Origin of the sequence: Streptomyces sp. NPDC101178 (assembly GCF_044767965.1) — a bacterium.
In the GTDB taxonomy this organism is placed as follows: Bacteria; Actinomycetota; Actinomycetes; order Streptomycetales; family Streptomycetaceae; genus Streptomyces.
The window spans coordinates 898331-914262 of the sequence record NZ_JBIWOZ010000001.1; the positions used below are offsets into that span (position 1 = coordinate 898331).

Here is a 15932-nt window from a genome sequence, read left to right on the forward strand (position 1 = left end):
TACGTGGGTCGCTGCCGCTGCCGGACCCGGCCCGAAGGACCCGGCCCGCGATACGACAACCGGGCCACCCTACCGGGGGCCCGGTTGAAACCCGGTACGAACAAGCCGCGCCGACGCCCGACGAGATCGTGCTCACATCGCGTCGACGACCAGGTCCCGTAGCCCCTGGGAGATCACCTTGATCTCGTCCCTCTCCCCCGTGGCCACGTCGATGACCAGCCGTTCCGCCGCGTCGATGTCCGGGCGCAGGTCGACGCCGTTCATGGCGAGGAAGGTGACGCAGGAGAGCCAGGCCGTTCTCTTGTTGCCGTCGAAGAAGGGACGGTTGACTGCCAGGGACTGGAGAAGCGCCGCAGCCTTGTCGAGGAGGTCGGGGTAGGCCTCCTCGCCGAACATGGCGGCCGAAGGGCGATGGACCGCCGACTCCAGGAGACCGGCGTCCCGGACGACGATCTGCATGTCGTCGCAGGCGTACCCGGCGATCACGAGCACGTCCTCGGAGCTCAGATAGACGCAGCTCACTTCAGCCGCTCCATGAGCTCGCTCCACTTGGCCGCCTGCTCCTTCGCGGTCTTGCGGACGATGGCCTGCTGTGCCGTCCTGGCGAGGTAGTCGTCCACGGCCTGGAGCAGTATCGCGTGCATGCTGGTGCCCTCCTGCTCGGCACGCTGCTTGAGGGCCTCGGTCTGGTCGTCGCGGAGACGCAGGTTCATAGCCATACCAGAACGGTACCACCGGGTGGGGCCAGAGTGGTACCGCTCACTTCTCCCGTACGACCACCCGCGTAGCCACCCACGCCCCCACCACCGCGACCACCGCCATCGGCAGGAACACCGCCGCGAAGGCCGCCGGGTGCGAGCCCGTGGCCGCCCCGGCCGCCGTGCCGTGGGCCGCCGCGCCCAGGGCCTCGCCGCCGAGCGCCGCGAAGGCGGCGCCGCCGAGGGCCAGGAGCAGGACGTTGGAGAGGCCGTCGGAGATCTGGAGGGCGGCGGAGTTGGAGCCCGCCTCCTCGGGGGCCGACAGCTTCAGCAGGAGCACGCTCGTGGAGGCGATCACCATGCCCATACCGAAGCAGCCGAACGCCCAGGCCACGGCGACGATCCAGACCGGAACGGCCGGGATCAGTACGGTCGGGGCGACGGCGATGGACGCGGCCACCAGCACCATCCCGCTCACCATCAGCCGCTCCCGGTACGGCTCCAGGCGGGGCCGGGACTGGACGTACGAGCCGAGCGCCCAGGTCGCGCCGCCCACCGCCAGGGAGAGGCCCGCCATGGTCGGGGTCAGGCCGCGCTGGGTGACCAGCATCAGCGGTACGAAGGATTCCGCGGCGATGAACGAGCCGGCCGCCACCCCGCGCAGCAGGATCACCGACGGCAGCCCGCGCGCCGCCCGTACGGTCCCGGTGGGCAGCAGGCCCCGTACGGCGGGCACCAGCAGCGCGACGCCGGCGGCGGCGGGGAGCACGGCGAGCCAGTTCAGCTCCTGGCCCGCGTACTGGAGCAGCCCGGCGCCCGCCGAGATCCCCAGCGCGAGGCGGATACGGCGGCGGTCGTACGGGGGCGCCGGCGCGTCCGGGTCCGCGGGCCCGGAGGCCATCCGGCGGATCTGCGGAAGGGCCAGGGCCAGCGGGATCACGATCAGGGCGGGGATGCCGACGAAGACCCAGCGCCAGCCGAGGTGCTCGGTCACCGTGCCGGCGGCCAGCGGCCCGACCACGGACGGGATCACCCAGCTCGCGGCGAAGGCGGCCATGATGGCGGGCCGGATGCGTTCGGGGTAGGCGCGCCCGATGACCACGTACAGGGCGACGATCACCAGCCCGCCGCCGAGCCCCTGGACCGCCCGGCCCGCGATGAAGACCCACATGGAGCCCGCCGCCCCGGAGAGCAGCAGCCCCGCACCGAACGCGGTGATCCCGGTGGCGAGCGGCTGGAGCGGTCCGCGCCGGTCGGCCCACTGGCCGGAGAGCACCATGGCGAAGAGGCTGGTGGTGAAGTACGCGGAGAAGGCGAACGCGTAGAGCGGGATGCCGTGCAGCTCCCGCGCGGCCACCGGCATCGCCGTACCGACCGCCGTCGCCTCGAACGCGATGAGGAACACCACGGAGACGATCCCGATGCTGAGCGCCCGGTAGGTCCGCCCGAGCACGCCCTCGGCCGCCGCCTCGGTGACCGCCCCGGCCAGGTCGTCGGGCAGTGCGTCCGGCATCCCCGGCCGAAGGTCCCCGGGTATGCCGGTCTTCAGGTCGGCGGGGAGATCCGCCGGCAGCCCGGTCGCCGGGTCGGTGGAACCGCCCGGCAGGTCGTGCGCCGGGCCGTGCGGCAGGTGGGCCCCGCGGTGGTCGTACGGCGGATCGGTCGGCGCGGGCCGCGCGGCGTCGGTGCCGTCGCGCTGTTCGGGGGCGGTCATGGCCCCAGGGTAAGGGGCGTGGAACGGTTTGAGCCCTGTCGTCGGGCCCGTCCATGATCGTCCCTTGGTCGTAGTCCGAAGGGCCGGGCGTGAACGGCGTATGGCAGTCGTGTTGCGTGCCGGCCGCCGCCCTTGTGACCGGTAGGCCGCGGCCCCTAACGTCGAGCACACGGAAACAAACGCACGGCCGTGTGCCCGAGAGGCTCAGGGGCTCGACTGCAACTCGAGTTACACCGGTTCGATTCCGGTCACGGCCTCACAGTGGAATCACGCTCACCGGAAGGGCCGCCCCCGCAAAACGGGGCGGCCCTTCCGCTTGCTTCCGGAATCACCGTGGCACCGGGTCCAGTGCCGGCCGGGGCTCCAGCCCTGCGTCGTCCTCACAGCCCAGCTCCCTCGCCATGGTCAGCGCGAAGGAATGGGCCACGGTCGCGTAGGCGTCCCTCAACTCATCGGGGTCGCCCTCCGGTGTCGTCGGCATGCCCCCACGCTCCACACCGATGTCGACGTGGGCCGGTCCGGCACCAGTCAGCTTCCCGCTCCGGCAGGCGAACCGGAGGGACGCACCGTCCGTGGCCGTCAGGGCCCGCTCCCCCATCGGGAGCACGGTGAACTTCGGGGCCGGGTCGCTCGGTGGCACGCTGCCGGACCGCCGCCAGGTGATCCTCAGCTCGGCTTCCGCCGTACCGGCAGGTGTGTAGACACGGCAGACGTCTCCGTCACCCGTGCCTGAGGCCCCGGCGCCCTCGCTCAGGTCCTGAGCAGCACGGGCGACGGTGGACTTCTCGCCCGATGCTTCGAACCGCGACGATCCCATGATCACCCGCAGCGCCTGTGCCGCACCCTCGGTCACGGCACCACCTCCGCACAGCCGCGTCCCCGCCACTGCCGTATCGCTCGGCTTTCCGGCCTCGTCACCCCCGCCTCCACAGCCGGTGGCTCCGAGAACGAGTGAGCCCGCCACAGCCGCAGCGAGGTATCCGACGCGTCCGATCCGCTGGCTGATCACCGTTTTCCTTCCTCCCCGGCCGCACACCGGCCTCAGCCGGTCTCCGGGTCGTTGCCCTGCTGATTCTCGCGATTGTTGCCAGTCGTGTAGCCGGTCCGCATGGATACCTTCAAGTCCTGGCCGAACGTGCTCTCGAAGTCCACACCTTGCTGTCGCATGAACTCCTTCATCGGCGCCTCCGCCATGCGCTCACCAGCGGAGTAGATCTTGGTCTTGTCCGTCCGGTTCAGATCATCCACTTTCTCCTTGTGCTCATCCACGGAGTTGTCGGAGATGTCACCGATCGTCTGACCGATGACCTGTTCCAGGGCGCCGCCGGCGGTGTCGGTCGCCAGAGGGATGAGGACGGCGGCCGTACCCACGGCCGCCGTGGCGGGCAGGAAGGCGACGCCCGCCGCCACGCCTGCGACCGCCCCGAATTCGACCCAGCCCGCCCGTGCGGCCACCGCCTTCTCGTATTCCTCGTGGGTCTTGAGGTTCGTCGCCTCCACCTGGTCGGCCCGGGATTGATCGAGCATGCCCTGCACCTCCGCCCCGACCTGTACGGCTGTCCGCGCTCCGCCCTGGTCGATCCTTCCGTCCGGTCCCACCTGGCCCTCCAACGCGCTGCGGGTGTGGACCGCCTCCGCGGCGGAAAGAGTCGCGTAGGCGTCCGGATGCTGGCCGAGAGTGCTGAGAAAGCCCCGGGCGATGCTGCGGCCGTCACCGCGCGGGGCGCCGGGCTCGATGCCGGAAAGGTCGATATGCCCTTCCGGGTTCCCACCGGGTGCGAAAAGACTGCCCGGCTCGTTCTCGACCAGAGCCCAGTTGATGTCGTCGATGTACCCGGCCCCCATGACCCCGAGGCTGTCCGCCATGCCCTCCTGCTGTTTGAGCAGGCCCGCGTCCTCTCCGTACTTCTCCATGACCTGCCGCATGACGTCCGCGTTGTCGGCGTCCCGCACCACAGCCGCGTCCGGATGGCCGGCCGGGTAGCCGAGCGTCGCCGCCTCCAGCGCATGACCCAGCGCGTCCGGCATGTGCTGGAGGGTGGCCTCCAGCTCGTCCGGGTCGGTGGAGTTCATGTCCGGGAACGACTCCCACTTCTCGTTGCCGAAGAAATCGAGGTAGTTGTCGACAGCCTCGCCGTCCTGCTTGCCGAGGTCGGCGGTGGCTCTCCTGTCGACCGTGCCGTCCTCGTTGTAGGCCGTCGGATCGTCGGTGAAAAAGTGCTTCGCGGCGTCCGGGCTGTTCCCCAGCGCCTCCAGCATCGCCGTGACCGGGTCGTAGCCGGAGCCGTTCGTGCCCGAGGGGTTGAACGGGTTCTCCAGGAAGCCGTTCACCTGCTTGTTGCCGGCGAACCGGAACGGATCCCTCTGGTGCAGTTGCGCGACGTGCTCAGCGATCGGGTTGAGGAACGAGGCGTCGTACTTCCCGTACCGCATGATGCCGCCGAGCAGTTGGTACCCGTACGGGTCGCCGGGGGCGGCGTACCTGGAGAGCGGGATCTGCTGCGTCCCGAGCTTGCGGAGCCCCGGCCCCCACTCCGCCGAGAACGCCTTGTCGTGCGATGCGGTGGCCAGGGTGAGCCCGAGGTTCTTCTGGAGCGCCTGGACGTCCTTGAGCCGCTCCTTGTCGGCCTTCAGCCCCCGGTGCGTGTCCGTCGCCAGTTGCCCGAAGAAGGACAGGGACCTCTCCGGGCCGAGCTTCTCGTAGAAGTTCTTCGAGAACTCCACCGACGTGCTGTTGTCCCTCAGCAGTTCGTTGAGCGACTGGAGTTCGGTGTGCGTGAGGTCGCGGCCCCTGGCGGCCAGTACGGCGGCCCTGGCGGCCTCCTCCTGGTCCAGCTTCGTGTACGTGGGGGCGCTGAAGTCCTTGCGGTCCGTGACGTTCGCTTCGAGGGCGTTCTTCAACGACACGTCGGCGTCGTTGCAGTTGTCCACGATCAGGTCGATCTTCTTCTGCCAGGCGGCGATGTTCTCCTTCTCCTGCCGTACCGCCTGGGGGTAGTCGGGGTCGTGGCGCTGTGCGGGAGGTGCGTCCGCGAGCGGTCGGCGCGCGGACACCTTGCCGTCCGCGTCGACCCGGATGCCGGCGGCCGGACCTTCGTGATCCCGGATGCCGGTCAGATCGTCCTTGGCCTTCTTGATGGCGGCGTGACCGTCCTCCAGGATCGCCTGCACGCCCTTGGCCTGGGCCGCCGCGTCCGTGAACTCTTTGGCCGTCTTGCCGATGAAGGCCTTGGTGACCCCGGCGTTGAGCCCCTCCCAGTCGGCCTTGTCCGCCTTCGTCCTCATCCCGTCGGCGGCCTGGGTGGCAAGTTTCTCCAGCTTCTGCGCCATCTCCGACCAGTCGTCGGCCGCGGCCTTCAGCTTTCCCACGGGGGCGTCGACGATGTCCCGGTAACTCAGCACGTGCGTGTTCTCCCCCGAGTCCTACTGCAGGTATTCCGTGAGCTTGGAGATCGGCGTCAGGTCACCCACGACCTTCACCTCGTCCTTCGCGTGCTGGGCCTTCGTGTAGTCCAGGTGGTTCGAGATGTGCGCGCAGGAGTCCAGCAACGTCCTCAGTTGGGCCTGCCAGCGGTCGTGCACCTTGAGCACCGCCGCGCCGCTCGCGAAGTTGCCGTTGGTCAGCGCGATCGCCGCGTCGAAGGTGGCGGGGCGGGCGTGGTCGCCCTCCTTCGACAGCCTGGTCCTCAGGCCGTAGGCGTCGTTCCCGATGGCGCCGAGGTCGTCCCGGTTCACCACCAGGTCGGCTGCGCCGCCACCCCCGCCGCCCTCGGCCGGTACGCCGTTGATCCGCATGGCGCCTCGTTCGGCCGCTGCCGTGCGCAGGTCGGCCCACTCCTCGTCGAACGTCATGAATGTCCCCCTTGGTCTACCGGGCGTCCGACGGTTCTCGGGCCGCCGTCTTCAGCCGCTCCATCACATCGCGCATGTCACTGATCATGTCGGCATGGAACGACTCAGGCGCGGGAGCTTCGGGCTCCTCGTCCCAGTTGTCGGGGCCCGAGTAGGTCATGGAGGCGGAGACGGTAAGCGTGAGGACGGCGGCGCCATCCAGTACGCTCAGCCGCGCCTGCTCTCCGAAGTCGGTCCGCAGGTAGGCCCGGTCGCCCAGGTTGGGCACCAGCTCGGCCCCCTTTTCGTCCTCTCCCTCCAGAGCCGACGGTCCCTCGCGGGCCTCGAACTCGGAACCAGGGGCGGTCTCCTTGTGCAGCTCGGCCCTCAGTCCGACGTGGACGTGGACGCTCCAGCCCTCGGCGTACGCGCCGGCGCCCTCAGGAGAGACGAGGGCGACGTTGCAGTAGACCTGGTCGAGGGCCGGGTGCTCGATTCGTCCCGGCACGAGCGTGGGCGCGTCCTCCCGCTTGCCGGCCGCCGCCGTCAGCGCCTTGAGCTGCATCACGGAGCACGAGCGTCCGCCCAACTGATAGCCGCGTGTGTCCGGTCTCTCGACGACGCCGTCCCCGTACGCGAAAACCGTCGTCGCCCATATCGCGGACGCGGTCAGCGCTCCCGCCAGGGCCCAGAGCAGGCCGTGACCGCGCCGGCGGCCGGGTGGCGGCCTGTGGCCGAAGCCACCCACCGCCTCCGGTCTGTGCTCCGGCCCGGACTCCCCCACCAACTCCGGCTCAGAAATCATGTCCGGTGCTCCCCCTGGTCAGGAAAACGACGCACGCGCGTGCGCCCTGTCAGCCTTTCGTGACCGCCACCGCCGCCTGGGGCCGTACCGGCAGGCGGTTCACCGGGCGGCCGGTGGCCGAGCGGATCGCCGAGGCCACCGCCGCCGGGGCCGTCACGACCGGGACGGCCGAGGCGGGCTTGGCGCCGAAGGGGGCCACCACGTCCCGTTCCTCGACCAGCTTGACGATACGGATGTCCGGCGCGTCCAGCGAGGTCGGCAGGGCGTATCCGGTCAGGTCGGGGTGGCGGACGATGCCCCGGGCGGTGCGGAGGTTCTCGGTGAGGGCCGCGCCGATGCCCTGGGTGATGCCTGCCTCGATACGGATCGCCAGCTGCTTCGGGTTCAGGACGCGGCCCACGTCCTGGGCCACCGCCATCTCGACCACGCGGATCGAGCCGAGCTCGATGTCGACGTCGACCACCGCCCGTACCGCGCAGAACGCCAGGCCCACGAACGCGTCGCCCTGGCCTGAGTCGTCCAGCGGCTCGGTGGGGTGGGGGCGGCACTGGGCGGTGGCCCAGAGTTCCTTGCCGTCCATCGCCTCCATGACGGTGGTGGAGAGGACACCGTCGTACGAGGTGATCTTGCCGTCGGCGATCTGGAGCAGCTCCGTGGACATGCCGAACTTGTGGGCCAGCGGCTGGAGGAGCTGGGTGCGGACCATCTTCGCCGCCCGCTCCACCGCCCCGCCGGAGACCCAGGTGTGGCGGCCGTGCGTCGCCGGGCCCGCGGGTGGCTGGTCGGTGTCGACCGCCGCCACGTGGACCTCGTCCACGCCCAGGACCTCCTGGACGATCTGGCGGGCGAGGGTGGTGAAGCCCTGGCCTGTTTCGACCGCCGCGCAGATCACCGTCGCGACGCCGTCGTGGACCCGGACCGTGGCCGTGGAGACCTCGTCCGCGCCCTCGGCGCCGAGCATGTGGACCATGCCGACCCCGTACCCCACGCCCCGGCGCACCGCACCGGGTTCGCCCGCTCCCTCGGGACCGCCGGGCAGCAGCCAGTCGTCCTCCGGGGTGTCCTTCGGAAGGGCGGGGAGGGGCGCGTCGCGGACCGCGCGGAGCAGTTCGGCCACCGGGGCCGGGCAGGTCACCGTCTGGCCGGTGGGCAGGATGTCGCCCGTGGACAAGGCGTTACGGAGGCGGAGTTCGGCCGGGTCGATGCCGAGCTTCGCGGCCAGCTTGTCCATCTGGCCCTCGTACGCCGCGCACACCTGCATCGCGCCCTCGCCGCGGACGTGGCCGGAGGGCGGGTTGTTCGTGCGGACCGCCCACCCCTCGATGAAGGCGTGCGGGACGACGTACGGGCCGCAGGCGAACGCCACGGCCGCCGCGAGTGATTCCGAGGAGGCGTCCGCGTACGCGCCCGCGTCCAGCAGGATCTGGGCCTCCACCTTGACCAGCCGGCCGTCCGCGTCCGCGTGGTGGCGGTAGCGGAGGAGGGTCGGGTGGCGGTGGGCGTGGCCGAGGAAGGACTCCTCGCGGGTGGCGGCCAGCTTCACCGGGCAGCCGGTGCGCAGGGCGAGCAGGCCCAGCGGGATCTGGAAGCCCGGGTCCTCGCGGTCGCCGGTCGCGCCGGGGACGCCGGTGACGACGACCTTGACCCGGTCCGGCTCCAGGCCGAAGCAGGCGGCGGCCAGGTCGCGGTCGGTGTGCGGGTCGGTGGAGGCGGTGTAGATCTCGACGCCGCCGTCGGGGCGGGGGACGGCGAGGCCGGCCTCCGCGCCGATCGGGGCCGGGTCCTGGCGGCCGATGCGGTAGAGGCCCTCGACGATGACCTCGCCGGTCGCCTCGGCATCGCCGTACCGGAGCGGGATGTGCCGGATCAGGTTGCCGTCGGGGTGCAGGGGCTCGGCCGCGAACGCCTTCTCCGGGTCCGTGACCGGCTCCAGCACCTCGTACTCGACCGCGATCGCGGCGGCCGCGAGGCGTGCGGTGTCCGGGTGGTCGGCGGCCACCGCGGCGATCGGTTCGCCGTGGTGGCGGACCAGCTCGGCGGCGAAGACCGGGCGGTCGACGACGCTGCGGCCGTAGTTGCTGTCCCCGGGCACGTCCTCGTGCGTGACGACCGCGCGGACCCCGGGCATCGCGGCGGCGGCCGAGGTGTCGACGGAGAGGATGCGGGCGTGCGGGTGCGGCGAGCGGAGCACGGAGGCCCAGAGCAGGCCTTCGGCCCAGAGGTCGGCGGCGTACGGGAAGGTGCCCTCGGTCTTCGCACGGGTGTCGGCGGGCGGCAGCGAGGCACCCAAACCCATCAGCGGTGGCTCCTGGCCGGGACCGTCGCCCGAGCCCGGCCCGCCCGAGGCCGCGTCGATCCTGGGCAGGCTGGTGCTGGTCGCGTTGGCCGCGTCGCCGCTCACGCCGCCTCCTTGTCGTTCGCCCCGCCGCTACGGGGGCGGGGGGTGACCTGTGGTGTCGCGTGGTGCTGGTCGGACCGGTTGCCGTGGGCGGTGGGTCTGCGCGCGTGGATCACTGCGCGCCTCCCTCGTGCGAGTGGTGCTGGTGTACGCCGCCGGCGCCGGGCTCGGCCTGGTGCGGGATGCGGGGCTCGTCCTGGGCGGCGGCCGCCGTCTCGGAACTCGCCTCGCGGGACGCCACGACGTCCGCGACCGCGTCGAGCACGCCCCGGTAGCCGGAGCAGCGGCAGAGGTTGCCGCAGAGGGCCCGGCGGGTCTCCAGCTCGCTCGGGGCGTGGTTGCCCTCCAGCAGGTCGTGGACGGTCATCGCCATGCCGGGGATGCAGAAGCCGCACTGGACGGCCCCGCAGGCGGAGAGCGCGCGCTGGACGTCGGAGGGTTCGCCGTCGACGGCCAGCCCCTCGACCGTACGGACCTCGCTGCCGGCCGCGGTGGCCGCCGGCACCAGGCAGGAGGCGACGAGGCGGCCGTCGACCTGGACGTTGCACGCCCCGCACTCGCCCTGCGAGCAGCCGTCCTTGGCTCCGGCGAGGCCGAGGCGCTCGCGGAGCACGTAGAGCAGGGACTCGCCGATCCAGGCCTCGGAGACCGGGCGGTCCACGCCGTTGACATGGAGGACGTAGGAGGCGGCGGGGTGCTCGCTCGGTACGTCGAGGGGGGCGGCGACCGGGTCGTGGGACGGGTCGGACACGGGGTCGTGCGCGGTGTCGTGGGACGGGTCCGGCTCGGGTTCCGCTTCGGTGGGCTGTTCCGCGTCCGCCCGGGGGGTGGTTGCCGCGTCGGGGTCGGTGGGTGGTTCCGGGGCGGGGTCGGCCAGGGGTTCCGGTTCCGGTGCCGTGTCCGGTGCCGTGTCTGCTCTGGCGTGGTCTGCTGTGGCGTGCGGTTCCGTCGGCGGCGCTTCCGCTTCCGGTTCGTTGCCGGGGAGCGGGTGGCCGTCGGCCGCGGGGTCGGCGGCCGGGGGCTCCTCGGGCTGCGGCTGCGTGGCCCACGGCGCGGGGGCGCCGCCGGGGAGCGTCGCGGGGCGCGTGTCGTCCGCGTACCACTGCTGCGAGGCCGCCGCCGAGGCCAGGAACTCGCCCGACTCGTCCGGAAGATCCCCGTCCGCGACCGGAATCGTCCACTGGCCGGTGTGGCCGGAGGGGGCGTTGTGGCCGGGGGTGGCGTTGTGATCGGTGTGCGCGGAGGTGTCGAAGTGTCCGGTGTGGTCCGAGTGACCCGCGTGGCCGCCCTGGCCCGAGTGATCCCCGTGGCCGTCGTGGCTCGCGTGGTCCGCGTGCTCCTCCGCACCCGCCCCGACACCGCCCGGCTGCCCCGCCTGCTCCCCGATCGCCTCCGTGAAGTTCCACTGCGCCGTGGAGTGCGACGTGTCCTGGTACGGCTGCTGCGCGTAGCCGCCGCCCTGGTCGTTCGGGTCCGGCCAGTGCACCGCGCCCGGGGGCTGCTCCTGGGCGCGCCGGTCGGCGTCGGCCTGCTGCTGGCTCTGCGTCCGCACGACCCAGCTGCCCGTCGCGGCCGGGTCCAGACCGGCGGCCGGGGTCAGCGGCACGATCATCGGCGGTACGTATCCGTGGCCGGGCGCGGCCAGCGGGATGGCCGCCAGGTCCTCCGGCGGCAGCTGGACGAAGGCGGTGGCGTCGGCGTCGTACTCACCGCTCTGCGGCGTCGGCTCCCAGCCCTCGTACCGGGGGTCGGGGTGTTCCTCATTGCTCACGACAGTGCCCTCCCCAGTGCGCGTCGGGCGAGCGCGGCGACGGTGCGCCGCAGGTGCAGGACGGCCGGGGACAGCGGCGGGGCCTGCGACCCGTCGGCCGGCGGTTCGTGGTCCGGGATGCAGGCGGCGGCGACGTACTCGCCGAAGGCGGCCAGCGCGTCGGGGGCCAGGCCGCGTTCGCCGTCCCAGTCGATCAGCGAGGCGATCCAGCGCTCCGCCTCCAGCGGCCGCAGCGGCATCGGGGCGATGGCGCCGACCGCGCAGCGCACGCCGCGCCGGGCCGGGTCGAGCACGATGGCGACCGAGGCGGTGGCGCGGCCGGGACCGGTGCGGCCGGTGGCCTTCAGGAACACCTGCGGGGCGTGCAGCAGCGGGACCCGGACGAAGCCGATCAGCTCGGCAGGGCCGAGCATCTCGCGGCCCGCCAGCAGGTGCGAGACGGGGATCTCGCGGCGCGTGCCGCCGGGTCCGGCGACGACCAGTTCGGCCTCCAGCGCGGCCAGCACCGGCAGCGCGTCGCCGGTCGGCGCGGAGGTGGCGATGTTGCCGCCGAGGGTTCCGGCGTTGCGGATCTGGGGCGGGCCGGCGGCGCGCGCGGAGGCGGCGAGGGCGGGGATCAGGGCGGCGAAGTCGGGCCGGCCCATCCGGGCGTGGGTGAGGCCGGAGCCGAGCAGGGCGTGGCCGTCCTGGTAGTGCCAGCCGCGCAGCTCGCTGATCCGGCCGAGGCCGACCAGTCCCGAGGGGCGCAGGAGCCCCTTGTTCACGGCCGCCATCAGGTCCGTCCCGCCCGCCACGGGGACGGCGGCGGGCATGGCTTCCAGCGCCGCCACGGCCTCGTCGAGCGAGGCCGGCAGCGTCACCGACTGCAGCGCCTGCGGTGCGTGCGTGGTCAACCCAGCTGCCCCTTCCCGGTCTCCCGGCTGGTCCGCCTGTTGCGCCGTACGGTACGTGTTCACAGGCCGGACGTGGCAACTCTGGCACATCTTCCGATGGGACCGGCGCGAGGGTCCGCGAAGGGTGGATCCGCCCCCGACCTGGGGGATGACCCTATTTCGCACCTCTTCGGAGCGGAGGGTGAATTGCCACTCTTCAGCGATGCTTGTACGACTTATTCCGTTCGTTCCACAGGCTGTTCGTCCGGAGGTTGTCCGGCCCGCGCCCGGGATGCTCCGGCGCGGGCCGAACACGTGCTCACACCACCGGCGGCGCTCCCTCGATCGGGCGACCGAGGATGCCGGGCCGGCGCTGCCACGGCAGCGGGCCGCCGGGCCGCCGGTAGTCGACGCCGAGGGCGTCGAGCCGGGCGTAGTGGTCGGCCATGCGCGCGTCGAATCCGGCGAAGTCCCGTTCGGCCGGGGCCGGCAGGGTGCTCCAGGCGACCTCGGCGAAGGCGGCGAGGCGCGGGAAGACCTGGTAGTCGACGCGTGACCTGTTCTGCATGACCTCGGTCCACACGTTGGCCTGCGTGCCCAGGATGTGACCGGCCGCCTCCTCGCTCAGCCCCGGCGGAACGGGTTCGAAGCGGTAGACGTCCTCCAGGGTGCGTACGTATCCGATGGGCATCGGCTCGTCGGGGCCGCCGTCCTGACGGTGGTCCAGATACACCTGCTGCTCCGGGCACATCACCACGTCGTGCCCGGCCTCGGCGGCCGCGATGCCTCCGGCGTAACCACGCCAGGAGGAGACCGCCGCGCCCTCGGCGAGGCCGCCTTCGAGGATCTCGTCCCAGCCGATGAGGCGGCGGCCGCGTGCGGTGAGCCAGGTGTCGAAGTGGCGGATGAACCAGGACTGGAGCTCGTCCTCGTCCTTCAGGCCGAGTTCGGCGATCCGGGCCTGGGCGAGCGGGGACTCCTTCCACTGGTCCTTGGGGCACTCGTCGCCGCCGATGTGGACGAACGGCGAGGTCTCGGCGGGGAAGAGCTCCAGGACCTCCTCCAGGACGCCCTCGTAGAAGCGGAGGGTGTCCTCGGTGGGGGCGAGGACGTTCGGGCTGACGCCCCAGGAGTCCCAGACGGTCAGGGCGGCGGTGTCGACGACATCGGTGTTGCCCAGCTCGGGGTAGGCGGCGATGGCGGCCTGCGCGTGGCCCGGGATGTCGATCTCGGGGACGACCCGGATGTGCCGCTCGGCGGCGTAGGCGACGATCTCGCGGATGTCGTCCTGGGTGTAGTAACCGCCGTGCGGGGTCTCGTCCCAGAGGTCGGACGCCCGGTGGCCGTACTTCGAGCGGGAGCGCCAGGCCCCGGTCTCGGTGAGGCGGGGGTGGCGCTTGATCTCGATGCGCCAGCCCTGGTCGTCGTTGAGGTGGAAGTGGAAGACGTTCAGCTTGTGGGCGGAGAGGAGGTCGAGGTAGCGCAGCACGTCGTCCTTGGGCAGGAAGTGCCGGCAGACGTCGAGCAGCATGCCGCGCCAGCCGAAGCGCGGCTCGTCCTCGACGGCCACCGCCGGCACCTCCCAGGTCCGCCCGGGGGTGACGGGCGCGCGCCGGAAGGCGTCCGGGCCAAGGAGCTGACGGAAGGTCTGCGCCCCGTGCAGGAGCCCGGCCGCACCGGAGCCGGTGATACGTACGGCGCCGCCGTCGACGACGAGTCCGTACGCCTCCGGGGCCAGGGCCTCGTCGAGCGCCAGCTCCACGCGGGGGCCGTCCGTGCCGTCGGCGAGCGGCAGTCCGGTGGCGGCGCCGACGGTGGCGCGCAGCCACCGGGCGGCGCCCTCGGTGCCCGGTGGGGCGGCGAGCACGGTCGCCGCGTCCAGCCGGAACGGCTCTGCTCCCGGCGCACCCCAGGTCACCTCGCGCGGCGCGGGGATCAGGCCGGGGGCCGTCATGTCGTCGGATGTCATGAGACGTCAGTCCTTAACCGCGCCGCCCAGTCCGGAGACCAGGCGCCGCTGTACGAGTACGAAGAAGACGAGGACGGGGATGGTCATCACGGTCGAGGCTGCCATGATCCCGCCCCAGTCGTTCTCGTCCGGTTTGAAGAAGACCAGCAGCGCCATCGGCAGCGTCGACTGCGAGGTGTCGCTGATGATGAAGGACTTCGCGAAGAGGAAGTCGTTCCAGGTGGTGATGAAGGAGAAGACGCTCGTCGCGACCAGGCCCGGGAAGACCAGTGGGAAGAGGATCTGCCAGAGGAAGCGGGTACGGCTGGCGCCGTCGATGTAGGCGGCCTCCTCCAGGGCTTCCGGAACGGCTCTGACGAAACCCCGCAGCATCCAGATGGCGAACGGCAGCGAGAAGGCCAAGTGCGGCAGGATCAGCGAGCCGAGCGTGTTGAGCTGGCCGAAGTCCCGCATCAGGAAGAAGAGCGGGATGGTCAGCGCCTCCACCGGCACCATCTGCGCCACCAGGAACATGATCAGCAGCGTGGTGCGGAACTTGAAGCGGAACCGGGTCACGGCGGTGGCGGCCAGGAAGGCGATCAGCGCCGAGAGGATGACCACCGTGCCCGCCACCAGCAGGCTGTTGAGGAAGTAGCGGCCGAAGTCCTGCTGTTCGAAGACCCGGCGGAACGAGTCGAGCGAGGGGGCGAGCGTCCAGGGGCGCGGCTCGGTCGACTGGATCTCCCCGGCCGGTTTGAAGGCGGAGAGCACCATCCAGTAGAGCGGGAAGGCGACCGCCACGGCGATCAGCAGGGCCGCGGCCTCGGCCGCCAGCCTGCCGGGCCGTTTGACGCGGAGCAGCGTACGTATGCCGCGCGTGCCCCCACGTGCGGCGCTGTCGGTCCTCGCGCTCACAGTTCCTCCCCCTGGCGCCGCACCAGGCGCAGATAGACCAGCGTGATCGCCAGCAGGATCACCAGCATCACGACGCCGATCGCCGAGCCGAGGCTGTACTGCGAGGACGCGAACGCCTTCTGGTACGCGTACACGTTGAGCACCAGGTTCTGGCCGGCGATGCCGCCGCCGTTGGTCATGACGTAGATCTGGGTGAAGACCTTGAAGTCCCAGATGATCGACTGGATGGTGACGACGATCAGGATCGGCTTGAGCATCGGCGCCATGATGGTCCGCCAGATCCGCCACTGGGACGCGCCGTCCAGCGAGGCGGCCTCCAGCACCTCGGTGGGGATGGCCCGGATGCCCGCGTACACGGTGACCATGACGAACGGGAACGAGCACCACAGGACTTCGAGGAGTACGAGCGCGAAGGCGCTGTAACGCCCGTACGTCCAGGAGAAGTCACCGAGGCCGAGCACCTTGTTCACGGGTCCGAAGTCGGGGTCGAAGAGGAAGACCCAGACCGTCGAGCCGGTGATCGCGGGGGTGGCCCAGGCGCCGAGCGCGGCCATCATCAGCACCAGGCGGGGCAGGGCGCGGATGCGGGTGAGCAGGACGGCCAGCGCGCAGCCGACGAAGAGCGTGGAGAGGACGCAGGCGGCGGCGAAGAGGACGGTGGCGAGGAGGACCTGCCAGAACTGGCCGTCGTTGAAGAGGGTCGCGTAGTTGTCGAAACCCTTGAAGGTGGTCGGTTCGCCGCCGCTGACCTGGGCCTGGGTGTACTCCAGGAACGAGATCAGGCCGAGCTGGTAGATCGGGTAGACCAGCAGCCCGGCGAGCAGGACGAGGGCGGGCAGGAGGTAGAGCCAGGGGGTCCAGCCGGAGTGGCCCTTGGGCGACACCGTGCGGCCGCGCCGGGGCGGGCGGCCGGCGGGAGTGCCGGTGCCCGCCCCGGCCGCGGGGGCCGGGGCCTTGAGAGCGGTGGTGGGCGTGGTCAT

At 71.7% G+C, this 15932-nt stretch carries 13 protein-coding genes and 1 tRNA gene; 1 reads left to right on the forward strand and 13 read right to left on the reverse strand.

Going from position 1 to position 15932, the window contains the following annotated elements; translation table 11 throughout:
• Window positions 1-132: 132 nt before the first annotated feature.
• From ACIRR8_RS03855 to ACIRR8_RS03865, 3 genes are read right to left on the reverse strand one after another with little or no spacing between them, the layout of a single operon-like run.
• Window positions 133-522: a type II toxin-antitoxin system death-on-curing family toxin gene (locus ACIRR8_RS03855; RefSeq protein ID WP_404058547.1), complete on the reverse strand. Its 390-nt coding sequence runs from the start codon at window positions 520-522 to the stop codon at window positions 133-135.
• Entirely contained in the window at window positions 519-719 is a 201-nt protein-coding gene (locus ACIRR8_RS03860; protein ID WP_026290595.1) for a ribbon-helix-helix protein, CopG family, read from the reverse strand. The genes ACIRR8_RS03855 and ACIRR8_RS03860 overlap by 4 nt, the downstream gene beginning before the upstream one ends.
• 40 nt (window positions 720-759) lie before the next feature.
• On the reverse strand, window positions 760-2412 hold the full coding sequence (locus ACIRR8_RS03865; RefSeq protein ID WP_404058549.1) for an MFS transporter: 1653 nt from the start codon (window positions 2410-2412) through the stop codon (window positions 760-762).
• Window positions 2413-2597: 185 nt separating this feature from the next.
• Here ACIRR8_RS03865 and ACIRR8_RS03870 point away from each other — a divergent pair.
• Window positions 2598-2669: transfer RNA gene (locus ACIRR8_RS03870), tRNA-Cys, on the forward strand.
• Between the two features lie 71 nt (window positions 2670-2740).
• Here the strand turns inward: ACIRR8_RS03870 and ACIRR8_RS03875 are convergent.
• From ACIRR8_RS03875 to ACIRR8_RS03920, 10 genes are all read right to left on the reverse strand, one after another.
• Complete coding sequence (locus ACIRR8_RS03875) at window positions 2741-3265, reverse strand: hypothetical protein (RefSeq protein ID WP_404058551.1); 525 nt, start codon at window positions 3263-3265, stop codon at window positions 2741-2743.
• Between the two features lie 188 nt (window positions 3266-3453).
• Window positions 3454-5814: a hypothetical protein gene (locus ACIRR8_RS03880; RefSeq protein ID WP_404058553.1), complete on the reverse strand. Its 2361-nt coding sequence runs from the start codon at window positions 5812-5814 to the stop codon at window positions 3454-3456.
• A 21-nt stretch (window positions 5815-5835) separates the two neighbouring features.
• Window positions 5836-6264, reverse strand: coding sequence for a hypothetical protein (locus ACIRR8_RS03885; protein ID WP_404058554.1), 429 nt, complete (start codon window positions 6262-6264; stop codon window positions 5836-5838).
• 16 nt (window positions 6265-6280) lie between these two features.
• The gene (locus ACIRR8_RS03890) at window positions 6281-7048 is read right to left on the reverse strand and encodes a hypothetical protein (protein WP_404058556.1); all 768 of its coding nucleotides are present in this window, start codon (window positions 7046-7048) and stop codon (window positions 6281-6283) included.
• A 49-nt stretch (window positions 7049-7097) separates the two neighbouring features.
• A complete protein-coding gene (locus ACIRR8_RS03895; RefSeq protein WP_404058558.1) occupies window positions 7098-9449 on the reverse strand; it encodes a xanthine dehydrogenase family protein molybdopterin-binding subunit in 2352 nt (783 codons plus the stop codon).
• A 109-nt stretch (window positions 9450-9558) separates the two neighbouring features.
• Window positions 9559-11217 (reverse strand): 2Fe-2S iron-sulfur cluster-binding protein, encoded by a 1659-nt coding sequence (locus ACIRR8_RS03900; protein ID WP_404058560.1) that lies wholly within the window; start codon window positions 11215-11217, stop codon window positions 9559-9561.
• Window positions 11214-12110: an FAD binding domain-containing protein gene (locus tag ACIRR8_RS03905; protein ID WP_404058562.1), complete on the reverse strand. Its 897-nt coding sequence runs from the start codon at window positions 12108-12110 to the stop codon at window positions 11214-11216. The genes ACIRR8_RS03900 and ACIRR8_RS03905 overlap by 4 nt, the downstream gene beginning before the upstream one ends.
• Before the next feature lie 298 nt (window positions 12111-12408).
• A complete protein-coding gene (locus tag ACIRR8_RS03910) occupies window positions 12409-14058 on the reverse strand; it encodes a beta-N-acetylhexosaminidase (protein ID WP_404058564.1) in 1650 nt (549 codons plus the stop codon).
• A gap of 6 nt (window positions 14059-14064) precedes the next feature.
• A complete protein-coding gene (locus tag ACIRR8_RS03915; RefSeq protein WP_404058566.1) occupies window positions 14065-14952 on the reverse strand; it encodes a carbohydrate ABC transporter permease in 888 nt (295 codons plus the stop codon).
• A complete protein-coding gene (locus tag ACIRR8_RS03920) occupies window positions 14949-15932 on the reverse strand; it encodes a carbohydrate ABC transporter permease (protein WP_404058568.1) in 984 nt (327 codons plus the stop codon). The genes ACIRR8_RS03915 and ACIRR8_RS03920 overlap by 4 nt, the downstream gene beginning before the upstream one ends.

Bases quoted from the DNA above. Each gene is read 5' to 3' on its own strand.
- ACIRR8_RS03860 (WP_026290595.1), bottom strand. From the start codon at position 719: ATGGCTATGAACCTGCGTCTCCGCGACGACCAGACCGAGGCCCTCAAG.
- ACIRR8_RS03865 (WP_404058549.1), bottom strand. From the start codon at position 2,412: ATGACCGCCCCCGAACAGCGCGACGGCACCGACGCCGCGCGGCCCGCG.
- ACIRR8_RS03885 (WP_404058554.1), bottom strand. From the start codon at position 6,264: ATGACGTTCGACGAGGAGTGGGCCGACCTGCGCACGGCAGCGGCCGAA.
- ACIRR8_RS03890 (WP_404058556.1), bottom strand. From the start codon at position 7,048: ATGATTTCTGAGCCGGAGTTGGTGGGGGAGTCCGGGCCGGAGCACAGA.
- ACIRR8_RS03910 (WP_404058564.1), bottom strand. From the start codon at position 14,058: ATGACATCCGACGACATGACGGCCCCCGGCCTGATCCCCGCGCCGCGC.
- ACIRR8_RS03920 (WP_404058568.1), bottom strand. From the start codon at position 15,932: ATGACCACGCCCACCACCGCTCTCAAGGCCCCGGCCCCCGCGGCCGGG.